This window comes from Burkholderia sp. AU45251 (assembly GCF_030482905.1).
In the GTDB taxonomy this organism is placed as follows: domain Bacteria; phylum Pseudomonadota; class Gammaproteobacteria; order Burkholderiales; family Burkholderiaceae; genus Burkholderia; species Burkholderia aenigmatica.
Map to the genome: position 1 here is coordinate 91,662 of NZ_JAUJQH010000014.1, position 17,243 is coordinate 108,904.

Annotated in this window: 18 protein-coding genes; all 18 read left to right on the forward strand. The window is 65.6% G+C overall.

Features of this window, described 5'->3' with window-relative positions:
* The first annotated feature begins 23 nt into the window (after positions 1-23).
* The 18 genes from plsX to pdxJ all read left to right on the forward strand — a co-directional run bounded on the left by plsX (position 24) and on the right by pdxJ (position 17,236).
* Positions 24-1,130 carry a phosphate acyltransferase PlsX gene (plsX, locus tag QZM67_RS24935; protein ID WP_175023182.1) on the forward strand — a complete coding sequence of 369 codons (1,107 nt, stop codon included), beginning with the start codon at positions 24-26 and terminating at the stop codon, positions 1,128-1,130.
* Complete coding sequence (locus QZM67_RS24940) at positions 1,131-2,120, forward strand: beta-ketoacyl-ACP synthase III (RefSeq protein WP_043181967.1); 990 nt, start codon at positions 1,131-1,133, stop codon at positions 2,118-2,120.
* 83 nt (positions 2,121-2,203) lie between these two features.
* Entirely contained in the window at positions 2,204-3,136 is a 933-nt protein-coding gene (gene fabD, locus QZM67_RS24945; RefSeq protein ID WP_301807374.1) for an ACP S-malonyltransferase, read from the forward strand.
* A 36-nt stretch (positions 3,137-3,172) separates the two neighbouring features.
* On the forward strand, positions 3,173-3,922 hold the full coding sequence (gene fabG / locus QZM67_RS24950) for a 3-oxoacyl-ACP reductase FabG (protein ID WP_006476504.1): 750 nt from the start codon (positions 3,173-3,175) through the stop codon (positions 3,920-3,922).
* Positions 3,923-4,066: 144 nt separating this feature from the next.
* A complete protein-coding gene (gene acpP, locus QZM67_RS24955) occupies positions 4,067-4,306 on the forward strand; it encodes an acyl carrier protein (protein WP_004197638.1) in 240 nt (79 codons plus the stop codon).
* A gap of 167 nt (positions 4,307-4,473) precedes the next feature.
* On the forward strand, positions 4,474-5,706 hold the full coding sequence (gene fabF / locus QZM67_RS24960) for a beta-ketoacyl-ACP synthase II (protein ID WP_301807378.1): 1,233 nt from the start codon (positions 4,474-4,476) through the stop codon (positions 5,704-5,706).
* A 12-nt stretch (positions 5,707-5,718) separates the two neighbouring features.
* Positions 5,719-6,183 carry a hypothetical protein gene (locus QZM67_RS24965; RefSeq protein ID WP_301807381.1) on the forward strand — a complete coding sequence of 155 codons (465 nt, stop codon included), beginning with the start codon at positions 5,719-5,721 and terminating at the stop codon, positions 6,181-6,183.
* 91 nt (positions 6,184-6,274) lie between these two features.
* Entirely contained in the window at positions 6,275-6,874 is a 600-nt protein-coding gene (gene rpoE / locus QZM67_RS24970) for an RNA polymerase sigma factor RpoE (RefSeq protein WP_006490873.1), read from the forward strand.
* An 86-nt stretch (positions 6,875-6,960) separates the two neighbouring features.
* Entirely contained in the window at positions 6,961-7,578 is a 618-nt protein-coding gene (locus QZM67_RS24975; protein ID WP_089450677.1) for a sigma-E factor negative regulatory protein, read from the forward strand.
* A 5-nt stretch (positions 7,579-7,583) separates the two neighbouring features.
* A complete protein-coding gene (locus QZM67_RS24980; RefSeq protein WP_175046571.1) occupies positions 7,584-8,636 on the forward strand; it encodes a MucB/RseB C-terminal domain-containing protein in 1,053 nt (350 codons plus the stop codon).
* Positions 8,637-8,652: 16 nt separating this feature from the next.
* Entirely contained in the window at positions 8,653-10,152 is a 1,500-nt protein-coding gene (locus QZM67_RS24985) for a DegQ family serine endoprotease (RefSeq protein WP_043181986.1), read from the forward strand.
* 7 nt (positions 10,153-10,159) lie between these two features.
* Positions 10,160-10,402, forward strand: a complete 243-nt coding sequence (locus QZM67_RS24990) for a glutaredoxin family protein (protein WP_175023188.1) — start codon at positions 10,160-10,162, stop codon at positions 10,400-10,402.
* A gap of 194 nt (positions 10,403-10,596) precedes the next feature.
* Positions 10,597-12,390: a translation elongation factor 4 gene (lepA, locus tag QZM67_RS24995; protein WP_043181988.1), complete on the forward strand. Its 1,794-nt coding sequence runs from the start codon at positions 10,597-10,599 to the stop codon at positions 12,388-12,390.
* A 16-nt stretch (positions 12,391-12,406) separates the two neighbouring features.
* Positions 12,407-13,300: a signal peptidase I gene (gene lepB / locus QZM67_RS25000; RefSeq protein ID WP_043181990.1), complete on the forward strand. Its 894-nt coding sequence runs from the start codon at positions 12,407-12,409 to the stop codon at positions 13,298-13,300.
* 153 nt (positions 13,301-13,453) lie between these two features.
* Entirely contained in the window at positions 13,454-14,680 is a 1,227-nt protein-coding gene (gene rnc, locus QZM67_RS25005) for a ribonuclease III (RefSeq protein ID WP_301807398.1), read from the forward strand.
* A 60-nt stretch (positions 14,681-14,740) separates the two neighbouring features.
* Complete coding sequence (gene era, locus QZM67_RS25010) at positions 14,741-15,640, forward strand: GTPase Era (RefSeq protein ID WP_089450159.1); 900 nt, start codon at positions 14,741-14,743, stop codon at positions 15,638-15,640.
* The gene (recO, locus tag QZM67_RS25015; RefSeq protein WP_043181996.1) at positions 15,627-16,463 is read left to right on the forward strand and encodes a DNA repair protein RecO; all 837 of its coding nucleotides are present in this window, start codon (positions 15,627-15,629) and stop codon (positions 16,461-16,463) included. The genes era and recO overlap by 14 nt, the downstream gene beginning before the upstream one ends.
* Entirely contained in the window at positions 16,460-17,236 is a 777-nt protein-coding gene (pdxJ, locus tag QZM67_RS25020; protein ID WP_031400031.1) for a pyridoxine 5'-phosphate synthase, read from the forward strand. Before recO ends, pdxJ begins: the two co-directional genes overlap by 4 nt.
* The last annotated feature ends 7 nt before the right edge of the window (positions 17,237-17,243 follow it).

A 17,243-nucleotide genomic window follows, 5' to 3' on the forward strand; every position in this document is an offset into this window, starting at 1 on the left:
GTGCCTGAAATTCGTCGCATTCCATGACCGTAAAGCTCACAATCGATTGCATGGGAGGCGACCACGGCCCGTCCGTGACCGTTCCCGCGGCAGTCAAGTTCGTCCGCGCGCATCCCGATGCGCACCTGATGCTCGTCGGCATCGAAAGCGCGATCCGCGCTCAGCTGAAGAAGCTGAAAGCCCTCGACGATCCCGCGCTGACCATCGTTCCCGCCACCGAAGTCGTGGCGATGGACGACCCTGTCGAAGTGGCGCTGCGCAAGAAGAAGGATTCTTCGATGCGCGTCGCGCTCAACCGCGTCAAGGAAGGCGAGGCGCAGGCCTGTATCTCCGCCGGCAATACCGGCGCGCTGATGGCCGTTTCCCGTTACGTGCTCAAGACGCTGCCCGGCATCGAGCGGCCCGCGATCGCGTCCGCACTGCCGAACCCGACCGGCTACACGATGATGCTGGACCTCGGCGCGAACGTCGACTGCGAGCCGCAGCACCTGCTGCAGTTCGCGGAGATGGGGCACGCGCTCGTGGCCGCGCTCGAGGGCAAGGAACGCCCGACGATCGGCCTGCTGAACATCGGCGAAGAGGTGATCAAGGGCAACGAGACGATCAAGCGCGCAGGTGAACTGCTGCGCGCCAGCACGCTCAATTTCCGCGGCAACGTCGAAGGCAACGACATCTACAAGGGCACGGTAGACGTGATCGTGTGCGACGGCTTCGTCGGCAACGTCGCGCTGAAGACGTCCGAGGGGCTCGCGCAGATGCTGGCAGACATCATCCGCGAGGAGTTCGGCCGTTCGCTGATGTCGAAGCTGATGGCGCTGCTCGCCGCGCCTGTCCTGCTACGTTTCAAGAAGCGCGTCGACCACCGCCAGTACAACGGCGCGGCGCTGCTGGGGCTGAAGAGCCTCGTGATCAAGAGCCACGGTTCGGCCGACGCCTACGCGTTTGAGTGGGCGCTCAAACGCGGGTATGATGCCGTCAAAAATGGCGTGCTGGAGCGCCTCGCGCGCGCGATGGCGGATAATTCAGTGTCGCTCGGCGAAGGCGAACACGACGCGGGCGGCGCGGGCCATGCAAGCCCCGCCGCAGGCCATCACGCCGAACCTTCCGCTGCGCAATCCTCTAAAGCATAAATGGCCCAATCGACTCTCTATTCCCGCGTGCTCGGCACGGGCAGCTACCTGCCGCCTGACCGCGTCACGAACCAGCAGTTGACCGATCGTCTCGCGAAGGAAGGTATTGAGACGAGCGATGAATGGATCGTTGCGCGCACGGGCATCCATGCGCGCCATTTCGCCGCACCGGACGTGACGACCAGCGACCTCGCGTTCGAGGCGTCGCGTCGCGCGATCGAAGCCGCCGGCATCGATCCGCAGTCGATCGACCTGATCATCGTCGCGACTTCGACCCCCGATTTCGTGTTCCCGAGCACCGCGTGCCTGCTGCAGAACAAGCTCGGCATCAAGAACGGCGGCGCGGCATTCGACGTGCAGGCCGTGTGTTCGGGCTTCGCGTACGCGATGGCGACGGCCGACAGCTTCATCCGCAGCGGCCAGCACCGCACCGCGCTCGTGATCGGCGCGGAGACGTTCTCGCGCATTCTCGACTTCAAGGACCGCACGACCTGCGTGCTGTTCGGCGACGGCGCGGGCGCGGTGATCCTGTCCGCGTCGGAAGAGCCGGGCGTGCTCGGCAGCGCACTGCACGCGGACGGCAGCTATTCGCACATCCTCTGCACGCCGGGCAACGTCAACCGTGGCGTGATCGAAGGCAGCGCGTTCCTGTACATGGACGGGCAGGCCGTGTTCAAGCTCGCGGTCAACGTGCTCGAGAAGGTCGCGATCGAGGCGCTCGCGAAGGCGAATCTCGCGCCCGAGCAGATCGACTGGCTGATTCCGCACCAGGCCAACATTCGCATCATGACCAGCACCTGCCGCAAGCTCGGCTTGCCGCAGGAGCGCATGGTCGTGACGGTCGACCAGCACGGCAACACGTCGGCCGCGTCGATCCCGCTGGCGCTCGACACCGCGGTGCGCGACGGTCGCATCCAGCGTGGCCAGCACGTGCTGATCGAAGGCGTCGGCGGCGGCTTCACCTGGGGCGCGTCGGTCTTCCGCTACTGATCCGCAGCGCGCGACTGCTGCGCGCGGATCCCATCGGCGCGCCATTCGTGCGCGCCGTCCGAATCGACTCAATTGGGGACGATATGAAATTTGCATTCGTATTTCCGGGGCAGGGCTCGCAGGCGGTCGGCATGCTCAACGCATTCGCCGATCTGGCCATCGTGCGCGAGACGCTCCAGGAAGCGTCCGATGCACTCAATCAGGATCTCGGCAAGCTGATCGCCGAAGGCCCGGCCGAAGAGCTGAATCTCACCGCCAACACGCAGCCCGTGATGCTGACCGCAGCCTATGCGTGCTATCGCGCGTGGCAACAGGCAGGCGGCCCGGCGCCGTCGATCGTCGCCGGCCACAGCCTCGGTGAATACACGGCGCTTGTCGCAGCCGGCGCGCTCGCGTTCAAGGACGCGGTGCCGCTCGTGCGTTTCCGCGCGCAGGCCATGCAGACGGCCGTGCCGGTGGGCCAGGGCGGCATGGCCGCGATCCTGGGTCTCGACGACGACACGGTGCGCGCGGTCTGCGCCGAAGCAGCGGAAGCTGGCGTTGTCGAAGCCGTGAACTTCAATGCGCCCGCGCAGGTCGTTATCGCAGGCAACAAGGCCGCGGTCGAAAAGGCCTGCGAGATCGCGAAGGCGAAGGGCGCAAAGCGCGCACTGCCGCTGCCGGTATCGGCGCCGTTCCATTCGTCGCTGCTCAAGCCGGCGTCGGACCAGCTGCGCGACTATCTTGCGAACGTCGACGTCAAGGCGCCGCAGATTCCGGTCGTCAACAACATCGACGTCGCCGTGGTCAGCGATCCGGCTGCGATCAAGGACGCGCTGGTGCGCCAGGCCGCGGGCCCGGTGCGCTGGGTCGAGTGCGTGCAGCACATCGCCGGCACCGGCGTCACGCACGTGATCGAATGCGGTCCGGGCAAGGTACTCGCCGGCCTGACGAAGCGCATCGACGGCAACCTGACGGGTGCGTCGGTGTTCGATCCGGCGTCGCTCGACGAAGCGCTCAAGCTGGTGACCGCCTGACGCGGCGCCTTTTCTCAAGAGACGGATATTCGATTCATGGACAAGACTCTCGATAAACAGGTTGCGATCGTCACCGGCGCGTCGCGCGGCATCGGCCGTTCGATCGCGCTCGAACTCGCGCGCCTGGGCGCGACGGTGATCGGCACGGCGACGAGCGAATCGGGCGCTGCTGCGATCACCGCGGCGTTCGCGGAAGCGGGCGTCACGGGGCGCGGCGCGGTGCTGAACGTCAACGACGCGGCAGCCGCCGAGGCGCTGATCGACGCGACCGTGAAGGAATTCGGCGCGCTGAACGTGCTCGTCAACAACGCGGGCATCACGCAGGACCAGCTCGCGATGCGCATGAAGGACGAGGACTGGGACGCGGTGATCGACACCAACCTGAAGTCGGTGTTCCGCCTGTCGCGTGCAGTGCTGCGCCCGATGATGAAGGCGCGTGGCGGCCGCATCATCAACATCACGTCGGTGGTCGGCTCGGCCGGTAACCCGGGTCAGGTCAACTACGCGGCTGCAAAGGCCGGCGTCGCGGGCATGACGCGTGCGCTCGCGCGCGAAATCGGCAGCCGCGGCATCACCGTGAACTGCGTGGCGCCGGGCTTCATCGATACCGACATGACGAAGACGCTGCCGGAAGAACAGCAGGCCGCGCTCAAGACCCAGATTCCGCTCGGCCGCCTCGGCAGCCCGGAAGACATCGCCCATGCCGTCGCGTTCCTCGCATCGCCGCAGGCCGGTTACATCACCGGTACGACGCTGCACGTGAACGGCGGCATGTACATGTCGTAACGGTTTTCGTTTACCATCCGCGCCGTATCCCGTTTTTCAGGCGGATCGGCGCTTGATCGACCATCAAGCCAACGCGCGTTTTGGCGTCAGCAAACCTGATAAAATGCGCGCACTTGTAAATCTGAACTTTCCCTCGGAGGGGTAATGGATAACATCGAACAACGTGTCAAGAAGATCGTCGCTGAACAACTGGGCGTCGCGGAAGCCGAGATCAAGAACGAAGCTTCGTTCGTGAACGACCTGGGCGCCGACTCGCTCGACACGGTCGAACTGGTGATGGCTCTGGAAGACGAGTTCGGCATGGAAATCCCGGACGAAGAAGCAGAGAAGATCACGACCGTTCAGCAAGCGATCGACTACGCTCGCGCAAACGTCAAGGCGTAATAGGCGCCTTTCGCGCTTGTCCGCCTCGTCGCCGCGATCTTCGCGATTGACGCGCCATCCTGCCGGCTTCGCGCCGGACGGGCTAACAGCCACAGGGCTCGCAGGGCTGATTCCTGTGGCCACTGTGGCTTTTGTTTTTGTCATCCAATAATGGAAAAGAGGTTACCGTGAGCCGCCGTCGTGTTGTTGTTACAGGCCTGGGGCTGATTTCGCCTGTTGGCAATAATGTTGCCGACGGCTGGGCCAATCTCGTCGCCGGCAAGTCCGGTATTGCCACCGTCACGAAGTTCGATCCGTCGAACCTCGCCGTCCATTTCGCGGGCGAAGTGAAGGGTTTCAACGCCGAGGAGTACATCCCGGCGAAGGATGCCCGCAGCATGGATACGTTCATTCATTACGGCATCGCAGCCGGCGTCCAGGCGTTCCGGGACAGCGGCCTCGAAGTGAACGAAGCCAATGCGGAACGCATCGGCGTGCTGGTCGGTTCCGGCATCGGCGGCCTGCCGATGATCGAAGACACGCACCAGACCTACGTCGATCGAGGCGCGCGCCGGATTTCGCCGTTCTTCGTGCCGGGTTCGATCATCAACATGATCTCGGGCCACCTGAGCATCATGTTCGGCCTGAAGGGCCCGAACCTCGCGGCCGTGACAGCCTGCACGACCGGTCTGCACAGCATCGGCCTCGCCGCGCGCCTGATCCAGGCCGGCGACGCCGACGTGATGGTCGCGGGCGGCGCCGAATCGACGGTGTCGCCGCTGGGCATCGGCGGCTTCGCTGCCGCGCGTGCGCTGTCGACCCGCAACGACGATCCCGCTACTGCGTCCCGTCCGTGGGACAAGGACCGCGACGGCTTCGTGCTGGGCGAGGGCTCGGGCGTGATGGTGCTCGAAGAGTACGAATCGGCGAAGGCGCGTGGCGCGAAGATCTATGCGGAAGTCGTGGGCTTCGGCATGACGGGCGACGCGTACCACATGACCGCACCGAACATGGACGGCCCGCGCCGTTGCATGGTCGCGGCACTGCGCGACGCCGGCCTGAACGCGGATGAGGTCCAGTACCTGAACGCGCACGGCACGTCGACGCCGCTGGGCGACAAGAACGAGTCCGACGCGGTGAAGGCGGCCTTCGGCGAGCATGCGTACAAGCTCGTCGTGAACTCGACGAAGTCGATGACGGGCCACCTGCTGGGCGGCGCGGGCGGCCTCGAATCGGTGTTCACGGTGCTGGCGCTGCACAACAACGTGTCGCCGCCGACCATCAACATCTTCAACCAGGACCCGGAGTGCGATCTCGATTACTGCGCGAACACCGCGCGTGACATGAAGATCGACGTCGCCGTGAAGAACAACTTCGGCTTCGGCGGTACCAACGGCACGCTGGTGTTCAAGCGCGTCTGACGCTGCAATCGCTTGACGAGTCCATTCGATGCTCCGGCCGGGCGCCCGCAACGCTTTGCGTTGCGGGCCTCGGCCGTGTCGTATCTCGTGCTGGCCGCGTTCGTCGCGTCGGCTGCCGCGTCGGTCTACCTGTTCTGGGCACCGCGCGCGGGCGCTGCCGCCGGCGCATGCGTGTCGGCCGCGACGGCAGCGCTGCTGGCCGTGTGCGCCGCGCGGGCCTGTGCCCGCCGGCTGCCGGCCGAGCTGAGGATCGACGCATTCGGGGAAATTGCGGCGTTTGGCCGCACCGGGCGCCTGCTGGCCCGCGGCCGCGTGACGGGCCATGCGCACTGGAGCAGCCTGTTGCTGGTGCTGTCGGTCGGGCAGGGTGCCCGGCGGGCCCGGCCGCTGCTGATTCCAGCCGATGCGCTCGACGCCGTATCGTTCAGCGCGCTTTCCGTGCTGGCGAGAACGGCGGGCGCGGCGGGGCGGGCGTGACGGCGGCGCGGTTACGGACCGTAACCAGCGGCCGGCGCGGGAACGCTACAATATTGCTCCGCGTTGCATCCCTAGTTAACGGATTTGTCAGGTGAGTGAAAAAGAAATCGATCAGGCTCTGGTCGAGCGCGTACAGAAGGGCGACAAGGCAGCGTTCGAACTCCTGGTCTCCAAATACCACCGCAAGATCATTCGGCTGATCTCGCGCCTCGTGCGGGATCCCGCCGAGGTCGAGGATGTGGCCCAGGACGCGTTCATCAAGGCGTATCGTGCGCTGCCGCAATTTCGCGGCGAATCGGCGTTCTATACGTGGTTGTACCGAATTGCCGTCAACACGGCGAAGAACTACCTTGCGACGCAAGGCCGCCGGGCACCGACCTCGACCGAGGCCGATGCGGAGGAAGCGGAAACTTTCTCCGACGCAGACCAACTAAGGGATATCAACACGCCTGAGTCGATGTTGATGAGCAAGCAGATTGCCGAGACGGTCAACGCTGCCATGGCTCTGCTGCCCGAAGAACTGCGCCAGGCAATTACGCTGCGCGAGATCGAGGGCCTGAGCTACGAAGAGATCGCGGAAATGATGGGCTGTCCGATCGGGACGGTCCGGTCGCGGATCTTCCGTGCACGCGAGGCAATCGCTGCCAAATTGCGTCCGCTGCTCGATACGCCCGAAGGCAAGCGCTGGTAAGCGCGACAGGCGGAGCGACGCGGGTCGGGGTCTAGTTACGGATAGAGTCGTGAAGTCACGACGGGGTGTGCAAGATGGGGAGCATCATGGGGTCGGTCAATACGCAGTCGCAAGCGTCCTCGCGCGGCGAGCGCCTTTCCGCGCTGGTCGACGGCGAAATGTTCGATGGCCCGGACAACGGGCAGTTTCTGGCTGAGCTCAACCGCGCGGATCGCGCTGCGTGGGCCCATTACCACCTGATCGGCGATGCGCTGCGCTCGGACGAACTGGCGCTGTCGCCCGCGCTGAGCGTTGCGTTCACCGCGCGCATGTCGGCTGCGCTGGAAAGCGAGCCGCACCTGCTCGCACCGGCGGCCGCGCCCGTCGCGCGCAAGCTGCTGTCGCTGCGCCGGCGCGTCGTGCCCGCGTTCGCGGTCGCCGCTGCCGCGGCCACGCTGACGTGGATCGTCGTCCCGCAAATGCAGACGGCCGGTGCCCCGGGCGCCGTCCAGGTCGCATCGGCCGGTGCGCCGCAAGGCGGCAACCTGCAGCGCGTGACGGTTGCGCAGGCATCGGCCCAGCCGGGGCTGCAGGACGTCAACATCATTCGCGACGCCAGCCTCGACCAATACCTTGAAGCGCATCAGCAATTCGCGCAGCAGCCCGTCGTCACGGGTTCGATGCCGCTGATCCGCGCTGCCGTGACCACCACGCCAGGCCAATAAACCCGATGCGGACATTGCAGTTGAATCACGCCATCTCCGGATGGAAGCGGCTGCCGGCCCTCCTGCTTTGCGCAGCCGCCCTGTTGTCCGTTCAATCCCTTCCTGCCAGCGCCCAGCAACCGGACGACCCCGTCGCGACCCGCAAGGGTGCCGCGGACTGGCTCGACCGCGTCCAGCAGGCGGCGCAGCAGCAGAGCTACGAAGGCACGTTCGTCTACCAGCGCGGCGGGTATGTGCAGTCGTCGCGCATCGCGCACGTCGCGTCCCGCGACGGCGAGTTCGAACGCATCGAGACGCTCGACGGCAAGCCGCGCAAGCTGCTGCGCCATAACGACGAGCTGTACACGTTCGTGCCCGAGCGCAAGCTGTGCGTGGTCGAGCGCCGTCAGACGCGCGACTCGTTCCCCGCGCTGCTCGGCGCGAGCGGCGAGCACGTGATGTCCGTCTACGACGCGAAGTCGCTCGGCAAGGATCGCGTGGCGGGGATCGACGCGCAGGTCGTCGAGCTCGTGCCGAAGGATGCGTACCGCTTCACGTACAAGCTGTGGGCCGATGCGCGCACCGGGCTGCTGCTGCGTTCGCAGACGCTCGATGCGAACGATCACGTGCTCGAGCAGATCGCGTTCTCGCAATTGCAGGCGGGCGGCGCAAGCGGCGACAAGGCCGCGATCGCGGCCGGCATGCGCAATCTGAACGGCTGGACGGTCGTGCGTCCGCCGGTCGCGACAGTCGACATGGAAGCGCAGGGCTGGCAGCTCGCACCGAGCGTGGCCGGTTTCCAGAAGATTCGTGAAGTGCGCCGGCCGATGGCTGCGCGCGACGCGGGCGAGCCGCCGATCCCGGTCGATCAGGCCGTCTTCACCGACGGTCTCGCGACGATCTCGGTCTTCATCGAGCCGGCCGAAAAGAATACACGCAAGGAAGGCGCGGGCAGCACCGGTGCAACGAACGTTCTCGTGAAGCGCCGCGGCGACTACTGGATCACCGTGCTCGGCGAAGTGCCGCCGGCTACGTTGCAGCAGTTCGCGTCTGCCATAGAATACAAGGCTTCCAAGTAACGCTACGGCTTCCGACATGATGAAACCCACGCTGCGCAAATGGCTCGCGGCCGCGGCGCTGTCTGCCTGCCTGCCGCTCGTGCCGCATACCGCGTTCGCGGTGACGGCTCCCGCTGCCAGCCTGCCCGACTTCGCCGACCTGGTCGAAAAGGTCGGGCCGGCCGTCGTGAACATCCGGACCACAGCCAACGTGCCGACGAGCGGCCCGCGCGGGATGCTCCCGCCGGGCTTCGACAACGGCGACATGTCGGAATTCTTCCGGCGCTTCTTCGGCATTCCGCTGCCGCAGGCGCCCGGCAACGGTAGCGGCAATGGCGGCGGCAACCCGAAGAACGCGCCGGCGCCGGACAATCCGCCCGACACCGAGCAGAATCGTGGCGTCGGCTCGGGCTTCATCGTGTCGGCCGACGGTTACGTGATGACCAATGCGCACGTCGTCGACGATGCGGACACCATCTACGTGACGCTGACCGACAAGCGCGAATTCAAGGCGAAGCTGATCGGCGTCGACGATCGCACGGATGTCGCGGTCGTCAAGATCCAGGCGTCGAACCTGCCGGTCGTCGCGATCGGCGATTCGAACAAGGTGCGTGTCGGCGAGTGGGTCGTCGCGATCGGTTCGCCGTTCGGTCTCGACAACACCGTGACGGCCGGCATCGTCAGCTCGAAGAGCCGCAATACGGGCGACTACCTGCCGTTCATCCAGACCGACGTCGCCGTGAACCCCGGCAACTCGGGCGGCCCGCTGATCAACATGCAGGGCGAGGTGATCGGCATCAACTCGCAGATCTACAGCCGTACCGGCGGCTTCATGGGCATCTCGTTCGCGATTCCGATCGACGAGGCGATGCGCGTGGCCGACCAGCTTAAGGCGACGGGCAAGGTCACGCGCGGCCGGATCGCGGTCGCGATCGGCGAAGTGACGAAGGACGTGGCCGATTCGATCGGGCTGCCGAAGGCCGAAGGTGCACTCGTCAGCAGCGTCGAGCCGGGCGGTCCGGCCGACAAGGCGGGCATCCAGCCGGGCGACATCATCCTGAAGTTCAATGGTCGTTCGGTCGACACGGCGTCGGATCTGCCGCGCATGGTCGGCGACACGAAACCCGGCACGAAGGCGACGGTCAGCGTATGGCGCAAGGGTCAGGCACGCGATCTGCCGATCACGATCGCGGAGACGCCGGCCGAATCGACGGCGAAGGCCGAGCAGCGCAAGAACGCGCCGCAGAAGCCGCGCCAGACCAATTCGCTCGGCCTGACGGTCAGTGACCTGACGGCGGAGCAGCTGAAGACGCTGAAGTTGAAGAGCGGCGTGCAGATCGACGGCGTCGACGGCCCGGCCGCCCGTGCGGGCCTGCAGCGCGGCGACATCGTGCTGCGTGTCGGCGACACCGACATCACGAACGCGAAGCAGTTCGCCGACGTGACCGCGCAGCTCGATCCGCAGAAGGCGGTCGCGGTGCTCGTGCGGCGCGGCGACAACACGCAGTTCGTGCCGGTTCGGCCGCGCCAGAAGTAACGCGCCGATGTTCACGCTCTACGGCCGCGGCTGGTGCCACCTGTGCGACGACATGCGCGACGCACTGGCGCCGGTGGCGGCCGAATTCGGCGTCGCGGTCGATTACATCGACATCGACGCCGATGCGGCGCTCGTCGCCCGCTACGACGAGGACGTGCCGGTGCTGCTGCTGGATGGGGCAGAAGTGTGTCGTCACCGGTTCGACGCCGCGAAGGTGCGCGACGCGCTTGCGGCCCGGCGCCGAGCCTGACCTGCCGCCAGCGGGCGTCGTTTCGCACGGGGCTTGACCCGACGGGCACCCCCCTCGGCGGGCCACCGCGCGGCGCGGCGTCCGAAATCCCGCCCGGCGAAGGCCTTTTCGGCTAAAATAAGCCGTTTTTTCACCGACTTACAAGGCGTGCTCCGCGGTCGTCGAGCGCGCCTTTTTCGCTTGATCGGCACTGAATGGATCATATTCGCAATTTCTCGATCATCGCGCACATCGACCATGGCAAGTCGACGCTCGCGGATCGCATCATCCAGGTATGCGGCGGCCTCGCCGACCGTGAAATGGAAGCGCAGGTGCTCGACTCGATGGATATCGAGCGCGAGCGCGGCATCACGATCAAGGCACAGACAGCCGCGTTGTCCTATCGCGCGCGCGACGGCAAGGTCTACAACCTGAACCTGATCGACACGCCGGGGCACGTCGACTTCTCGTACGAAGTCAGCCGTTCGCTGTCCGCGTGCGAAGGCGCGCTGCTGGTCGTCGATGCGAGCCAGGGCGTCGAGGCGCAGACGGTCGCGAACTGCTATACGGCGATCGAGCTCGGCGTCGAGGTCGTCCCGGTGCTGAACAAGATCGACTTGCCGGCCGCGAACCCCGAGAACGCGATCGAGGAGATCGAGGACGTGATCGGCATCGACGCGACCGACGCGACGCGCTGCAGCGCGAAGACGGGTCTCGGCGTCGAGGACGTGCTCGAGTCGCTGATCGCGAAGGTGCCGCCGCCGAAGGGCGATCCGGCCGCGCCGCTGCAGGCGCTCATCATCGATTCGTGGTTCGACAACTACGTCGGCGTCGTGATGCTCGTGCGTATCGTCAACGGCACGCTGCGTCCGAAGGACAAGATCAAGATGATGGCGACCGGCGCGCAGTATCCGGTCGAGCACGTCGGCGTGTTCACGCCGAAGTCGCGCAATCTCGAATCGCTGTCGGCAGGGCAGGTGGGCTTCATCATCGCCGGCATCAAGGAGCTGACGGCCGCGAAGGTCGGCGACACCGTCACGCATGTGGCCAAGGCCGCTACCGAGCCGCTGCCGGGCTTCAAGGAAGTGAAGCCGCAGGTGTTCGCGGGGCTGTATCCGGTCGAGGCGAACCAGTACGACGCGCTGCGCGAGTCGCTCGAGAAGCTGAAGCTGAACGACGCATCGCTGCAGTACGAGCCGGAAGTGTCGCAGGCACTCGGGTTCGGTTTCCGCTGCGGCTTCCTCGGGTTGCTGCACATGGAAATCGTGCAGGAGCGGCTCGAGCGCGAGTTCGACATGGATCTCATCACGACCGCACCGACGGTCGTCTACGAGGTCGTGCAGAGCGACGGCTCGACGATCAAGGTCGAGAACCCGGCGAAGATGCCGGAGCCCGGTCGTATCGTGGAAGTCCGCGAGCCGATCGTCACCGTGAACCTGTACATGCCGCAGGATTACGTGGGCTCGGTGATCACGCTGTGCGAGCAGAAGCGCGGCTCGCAGATCAACATGCAGTATCACGGCCGCCAGGTGCAGCTCACGTACGAGATCCCGATGGCCGAGATCGTGCTCGACTTCTTCGATCGCCTGAAGTCGGTGTCGCGCGGCTATGCGTCGATGGACTACGAGTTCAAGGAATACCGTTCGTCGGACGTCGTGAAGGTCGACATGCTGATCAACGGCGACAAGGTCGATGCGCTGTCGGTCATCGTGCACCGTTCGCAGTCGCAGTACCGCGGTCGTGAAGTCGCCGCGAAGATGCGCGAGATCATCCCGCGCCAGATGTACGACGTGGCGATCCAGGCCGCGATCGGCGCGCACATCGTCGCGCGCGAGAACATCAAGGCGCTGCGCAAGAACGTGCTCGCGAAGTGCTACGGCGGCGACATCACGCGAAAGAAGAAGTTGCTCGAAAAGCAGAAGGAAGGCAAGAAGCGGATGAAGCAGGTGGGTTCGGTCGAGATCCCGCAGGAAGCGTTCCTTGCAATCTTGCGCGTCGAAGACAAATAACAGGACTGATCCTTTTATGAATTTTGCGCTGATTCTTTTTGTGCTCGTCGTCTTGACGGGCGTAGCGTGGGTGCTGGACAAACTGGTGTTCCTGCCGCGGCGACGCAAGGCGGCCGACTCGGCGATCGAGGAGTTCGATCGCCAGCAGTCGCGCATCGACAAGCGTTTCGCGGATGAAAATGCCGTGCAGACGCGTTCGAAGCTGCGCGACGAGAAGCTGCGTCAGCCGTGGTGGCTGGAGTACACGGCGAGCTTCTTCCCGGTGATCCTGGCGGTGTTCGTCGTGCGTTCGTTCGTCGTCGAGCCGTTCAAGATTCCGTCGGGCTCGATGGTGCCGACGCTGCTCGTCGGCGATTTCATCCTCGTCAACAAGTTCGAATACGGGCTGCGCCTGCCGGTCACGAACACGAAGATCACGCAGGGCAGCCCGCTGTCGCGCGGCGACGTCGTCGTGTTCCGTTATCCGAAGGACGAGTCGGTCGACTACATCAAGCGCGTGATCGGCCTGCCGGGCGATACCGTCGCGTATCAGGACAAGCAGCTCACGATCAATGGCCAGCCGGTGCCCGAAGCGCCGCTGCCCGATTTCTTCGACGACGAGCGCCAGAATTACGCGAAGCAGTTCGAGGAAACGATCGGCAACAAGAAGAACGCGATCCTCAACAACCCGGCCGTGCCGCCGTTCGTGATGGGCGCATACGATTATCCGTTTCGCGACAACTGCACGTACAACAGCCGCGGTGTGATTTGCAAGGTGCCGCCCGGTCACTACTTCATGATGGGCGACAACCGCGACAACAGTGCGGACAGCCGCTACTGGGGTTTCGTGCCGGACCAGAACATCGTCGGCCGCGCGTTCTTCATCTGGATGAACTTCAGCGACCTGAAGCGCATCGGTTCCTTCAACTGATCGCATTCGACTCACTCGCACTACGCGATGCACAGGCCGCGTCGCGTAGTGCCGAACTACTTTAAGAACCGGCGGTAACACCGCCTCGTCACGCCTTTTCGTGTCCGGCCGTGCCGTTTCGGCCCGACCGGCGCCCGCGTTATACTCCTGCACATGCCCCTATCCCAGTTGGAAAGCCGGCTGCGCTACGAATTTCGCAATGCGGAATTGTTGCGCCAGGCTTTGACCCATCGTAGTCACAGTGCCACGCACAACGAACGGCTCGAGTTTCTCGGCGATTCCGTTCTGAATTGCGCGGTGGCCGCCCTTTTGTTCCAGCGTTTCAGCAAGTTGGACGAAGGCGATCTGTCGCGCGTACGCGCCAACCTCGTCAAACAGCAGTCGCTGTACGAAATTGCTCAGGCCCTGAATATCTCGGACGGGCTGCGGCTAGGCGAGGGCGAGCTGCGCAGCGGCGGGTTCCGCCGCCCGTCGATCCTCGCGGACGCGTTCGAAGCCATCATCGGGGCCGTATTCCTCGATGGCGGCTTCGAAGCCGCCCAAGGGGTCATCAAACGCCTCTATATCCCGATTCTCGACCACATCGATCCGCGCACACTCGGCAAGGACGCGAAGACGCTGCTGCAGGAATACCTGCAGGGGCACAAGATCGCACTGCCGACTTACACGGTGGTCGCGACGCATGGTGCGGCGCACAATCAGCAATTCGAAGTCGAATGCACGGTGCCGAAGCTCGACGTGAAGGTGTCGGGCTCCGGTGCGAGCCGGCGCGCGGCCGAGCAGGCTGCCGCGAAGAAGGCGCTCGATGAAGTGATGGCGGCTGCGCCGATGCTGGCCACCAAGCCGAAGCGCTCGAAAAACGCGCGCGGGTCGAAGCATGTCGAACCCGAAATCGTGCCGGGCGTGAAGGGCGTGCAGGAAGCGCTCGATCTGCGCTCGCCGGAGCGGAAGGAACGCGCGGCGGCGCGCGAGGCGAGGGCAGCCGGTGTGGCGCCCGCGGCATCCACGGCGACCGGTACCGAGCCGGCCGCGGCGCCGATGGCCGCGATTCGCGCGGTGCATGTCGACGCGGCAGCGGAGAAGGGCGAGCGGGCGGCGAAGCCGGCGGCCGACAAGGTTGCCGACAAGCCGGCCGAGCGAACCGACAAGGCTGCGGAGAAGCCCGCGGAAGCCGTACCCGCTGCACGTGCAGCCGACAAGCCGGCGGGCCAGGTGGCCGATCCGGCGGCGGCGTCCGCCGACAAGACTTCCGCCGGTACCGACCCCGCTTCGCGCGCGGCTGTGCGCACACGCGACGCCGCGGCGCCGGATTCCGAGACGCCGCCGGGCGGCGCGAGCCTCGCTGCCACACAGGCGCGCGTGGCCGATGCCGACCACTGAATTGCCCATCGATCGTGCCGCGCGCCGCGCGGCCGTTTCCGAACCTGTCTCCCAAACGATATGAACACTCCCGCTCCTACCGGTTTCCGTTGCGGCATGATCGCGATCGTGGGCCGCCCGAACGTCGGCAAGTCGACGTTGATGAACGCACTCGTCGGCCAGAAGATCAGCATCACGTCGCGCAAGGCGCAGACGACCCGCCACCGCATCACCGGCATCAATACGTTCGACGACGCGCAATTCGTGTTCGTCGACACGCCGGGCTTCCAGACCCGCCACAGCACCGCGCTGAACCGTTCGCTGAACCGCGCGGTCACGTCGACGCTCACGTCGGTCGACGTGATCCTGTTCGTGATCGAGGCCGGCCGCTTCGGGCCCGACGACCAGAAGGTGCTCGACCTGATTCCGCCCGGCATGCCGACGCTGCTGATCGCGAACAAGATCGACCGCGTGACCGACAAGGCGACGCTGTTCCCGTTCATGCAGCAGATGAGCGGGCTGCGCGAATTCACCGAGCTCGTGCCGCTGTCGGCGCAGCGCCCGGAAGACATCAAGCGCCTGCTGGACACGATCAAGCCGTACCTGCCGGAAGGCGAGCCGATCTACGGCGAGGACGAACTCACCGACCGCAGCTCGCGCTTCCTCGCAGCTGAAATCCTGCGCGAGAAGGTGTTCCGCTGGACCGGCGACGAACTGCCGTACACGAGCACCGTGCTGATCGACAAGTTCGAGGAAGAAGGGCGCCTGAAGCGCATCTTCGCGACGATCCTCGTCGAGCGCGATTCGCACAAGGCGATGGTGATCGGCAAGAAGGGCGAGAAGCTCAAGCAGATCAGCACCGAGGCACGGATGGACATGGAGAAGCTGTTCGACGGCCCCGTGTACCTCGAGACCTTCGTGAAGGTGAAGAGCGGCTGGGCCGACAACGAGGCAGGGCTGCGCGCCTATGGGTACGAATGACGCGCTGACGTCGACCGAAGACGCGGTGACGGCCGGCGCGAACGACGCGCCGCTGCCGGCACCGCCCGAACCGCCGCGCAAGGCGCGGCGCGCGACGTCTCGCACGTCCGATTTCCGCGTCGCCGAGCAGCCGGCGTTCGTGCTGCACAGTTACCCGTATCGGGAAACGAGCCTGATCATCGACGTGCTGACGCGTGATCATGGCCGGCTCGCGCTCGTCGCGAAGGGCGCGAAGCGCCCGCACTCCGCGTTGCGCGGCGTCCTGCAGACCTTCCAGCCGCTGCTGCTGTCCTGGTCGGGCAAATCCGAGGTGCGCACGCTGACGGGCGCCGAGTGGGTCGGCGGGATGCTGCCGCTCGGCGGCGACGGGCTGCTGTGCGGCTTCTACGCGAACGAGCTGCTCGTGAAATTCTGCGCGCGCGAAGATCCCCAGCCGCCGCTCTTCAATCACTACGTGCTGACCCTCACGCGCCTCGCCCACGGCGAGCCCGCGGTGCAGGTGCTGCGCTCGTTCGAGCGCGTGCTGTTGCGCGAGACCGGCTACGCGATGGCGCTGAACCGCACGGTCGCGCGCCGCGCGGTCGAGCCCGACCGCCGCTACGTGTTCGATCCCGAGCGCGGCGTGCGTAATGCGGACGACGAAGTCCCATCGCACTGGCCGGTGATTTCCGGACAGACGTTGCTCGATATGGAGCAGGACGATTACCATCGAGCCCAGACGGTTGCGCAAAGCAAGACGCTGATGCGCTTCCTGCTGAACACCTATCTCGGCGGTACGCCGCTTGCCACGCGTCAGATCCTGATCGACCTGCAAAACCTATGAGCTTCTTCCTGACAACGCCCACCGCCATCGACCTCGGCGTGAACATCGACCACGTCGCGACGCTGCGCAATGCGCGCGGCACGACCTATCCCGATCCGATCCGCGCGGCGCTGGCCGCGGAAGAAGCCGGTGCGGATGCGATCACGCTGCACCTGCGCGAGGATCGCCGCCACATCGTCGACGCGGATGTGCGCAAGCTGCGCCCGCTACTGAAGACGCGCATGAATCTCGAATGCGCGGTGACGGCCGAGATGCTCGATATCGCATGCGAAGTGCGCCCGCACGACGCGTGCCTCGTGCCCGAGAAGCGCGAGGAACTGACGACCGAAGGCGGTCTCGATGTCGCCGGCCATTTCGAGGCCGTGCGGGCGGCATGCAAGCAGCTTGCCGATGTGGGCGTGCGCGTGTCGCTGTTCATCGACCCGGACGAGACGCAGATCCGTGCCGCGCACGAAGCGGGCGCGCCGGTGATCGAGCTGCATACGGGCCGTTACGCCGAAGCGCACGACGAAGCCGAGCAGCAGCGCGAATACGAGCGCATCGTCGCGGGTGTACAGGCCGGCGCGCAGCTCGGCCTGAAGGTCAATGCCGGTCACGGGCTGCATTACACGAACGTGCAGCAGATCGCCGCGATCGACGGCATCGTCGAACTGAACATCGGCCACGCGATCGTCGCGCACGCGATTTTCGCGGGCTGGGACAACGCGGTGCGCGAAATGAAGGCGATCATGGTCGCCGCGCGCGTTGCCGCGCTGCATGGCGGCGCGCGCTGAAGATGAC